We start from the raw sequence: 2389 nt of genomic DNA, 5'->3' as shown, positions 1-2389 counted from the left end.
TAGGGAGACTTGTTAATAAAAAAAGGCTTTAAAAATAAAAGTACATAACATGCTGTATGTCGGCATTGGCGATATGTACAGGATGAAATTAAAAATCGCCAACGAAGACGACATACAGCTATACGTTACCATTCATTAAAATACAAACCCTATGACAGAAAATGAACTTATAAATAATCTTACTTTAAATGAAAATGCCTATTTCTACAAAAAGATTAAAAAGGGGATTTTATCTAAAAATTTAATCGATACAACATTTAAAGAAGCTTCTTCTGACAAAATGGGGAATTACTTATTAAGAGTAATAAAAAGTAAAACGAAAGTGAACAATAAGGATGTTGAATATTCTATTTGTGTGTTTAAATATCCAAAGAAACCAAGTTTTATAGATGAAGAATTGAAAGATTGGGAGGAAGTTAAACTCGCTTATATTGTAATTGTAGATTTTGAAAATTATATAGCTGTATCAAAAAGAAATATATCTGGAACAAAGGAATTAAGTAAAAAGATTTTCCCTTTAGACTATAATACAATTTCCTCATTATTTATAGATGAAGATACTGCATTTGAAAAAATATCAATGAACAATATGAATATTTCAGATAATGCTGTTCGTTCTAAAAGTGTTGAAGCTGTTGATTTAAAAGAGAGTATCTCTTCGTTAGGTTTACAAACATATATTCCAAGCAATTTAAGAGTTAGTAACGACGATGATAAAGTTTCTCTTTCATTGGGCTCATCAAGAATTAATAAATTTGGAAAGAAAAGTAATATTGTTTTTTTTATATCGTGGTCTGACAATATCATTGATAAAATTGAGAACTTTAAAGCATCTGAAAATTTCCTTACATCTTTTGCTACACCTCTAGATTTTGAGAAAGAAAATAGCTCATTAAAACCTATAGCTATTTTGCTTTTATTGACGAAATTATATGATGAATATGAGGCAAATAGAATTGAATCTACAAAACTTATATTTGAAGAATATGAAAAAGAAATTGATGTTATTTCAATTCTAAATAATTTCTCTAGGCTTATGGAGGTGAAAGAATTAGTTAGCGATGAAGGTAACTCTTACTTTAAAATACTTAATCCTTTTGTTAATGATTTATCTCTGTCAATAAATCCAAAATCGATAACTCTACGTTCAAGTAAGTTGAAAAAACTAATGATAAAACTTACAGATGGAACAGAATTGTCTATTATTGATTTCTTTAACAGAACCAGTAGTTACATAATTAATTTTGACAGGGTTGAACTTGTTTACAGCCATCGGAAATTATTCAAGGATAGTAGATTACTGGCAAATACGGATGCATTTTTGAGCGTTTTCAAGCCGAGCACAGATTTAAATAGTGTTTCTAGTGAAAAAGGAAGTGTTCTTCCGACTTCAACAGAATTCAATGCAGGTTCAATATTCGGGTTCGTTGAAGATAAATATCTTTCAAGTTTCAAGTTCTTTATTTGCGATGATTTGGGGAAAGAATGGGCTGACCATATAGGTCTTGACGAAAATAATATTTCATTTTTCCATTCCAAGTACAAGGAATCTAAATTTTCAGCCTCAGCATTTCAAGACATTGTTGGGCAAGCTCAAAAGAATCTCGGAAATTTAAGTCCAGCAGATAACCAATGGGAAATGAAACAAAAGTTCTGGGATAGAGATTATGTATTAGATAAAACAACGACACAAATTCATAGGATAAGGAAAGGAAGTAATTCTGATGATGCGATAGACTATTTTAAAAATCTAAAAGCACAGCCTAATTTAACAAAGAAAGTATACCTAGTTATTAATTTTATATCAAAATTGGAATTGACAGATGGGCTTCAAAAACTGAAAAATAATGAGACATTCAAAGAGCGTAATGAGGTCATACAAATTTTATGGTTTATCTCATCTCTTATTTCAAGTTGTAATGAGGTTAGTGCAGAGACTTATATAATTTGTAAACCTTAAATAGAAATAACGAATGGTAACAAAAGCTATATGTAATGCGGGGATCAGCGGGTAAATCAACCGCAGCTCTCCGTTGCAACACCGCCAAATCTATGATTTGTCAATTTATAATTTGAATTAATGTAAATCAAAGTTTTGGCTAATTGCGGGTTTGAAAGTTAAATGCTTCTATAACCCGCAAAACACATAGCAAGCCCGTTGTATGCAATAATGATTAAGAACCCTAATTTGTAAAATGAAAGAGAGTAATTGTCATATTGATATTAATAACGGAAAGTTCAATATTGGGGATTGGTATTTCCCTGAATACGTCGAAATATCCGAAGGACATCTTTGTTCAGGTAAGTTTTATTCTTCAATAAATAGAGAATTATTTTTTGAGAATGAACCTTTAAGAATATCAGCTTCTTATAAAGAACAACTCTTAAA

2 protein-coding genes are annotated in these 2389 nt (G+C 29.9%); both read left to right on the top strand.

Going from position 1 to position 2389, the window contains the following annotated elements; genetic code table 11:
• The first annotated feature begins 151 nt into the window (after window positions 1–151).
• Window positions 152–1960, top strand: a complete 1809-nt coding sequence (locus tag DWB61_RS17500) for a hypothetical protein (RefSeq protein ID WP_125032229.1) — start codon at window positions 152–154, stop codon at window positions 1958–1960.
• Window positions 1961–2195: 235 nt separating this feature from the next.
• A partial coding sequence (locus DWB61_RS17845) for a hypothetical protein (RefSeq protein WP_225423419.1) occupies window positions 2196–2389 on the top strand: 194 nt, incomplete at its 3' end.

Origin of the sequence: Ancylomarina euxina (genome assembly GCF_003863355.1) — a bacterium.
GTDB classification, from domain to species: Bacteria; Bacteroidota; Bacteroidia; order Bacteroidales; family Marinifilaceae; genus Ancylomarina; species Ancylomarina euxinus.
The sequence above is the reverse complement of the archived record's forward strand: the minus strand, read 5'-3'. Positions and strand labels throughout refer to the sequence as shown.

Excerpts from the sequence above, each read along its gene's own strand:
- DWB61_RS17500 (WP_125032229.1), top strand. The coding sequence starts at position 152 with ATGACAGAAAATGAACTTATAAATAATCTTACTTTAAATGAAAATGCC.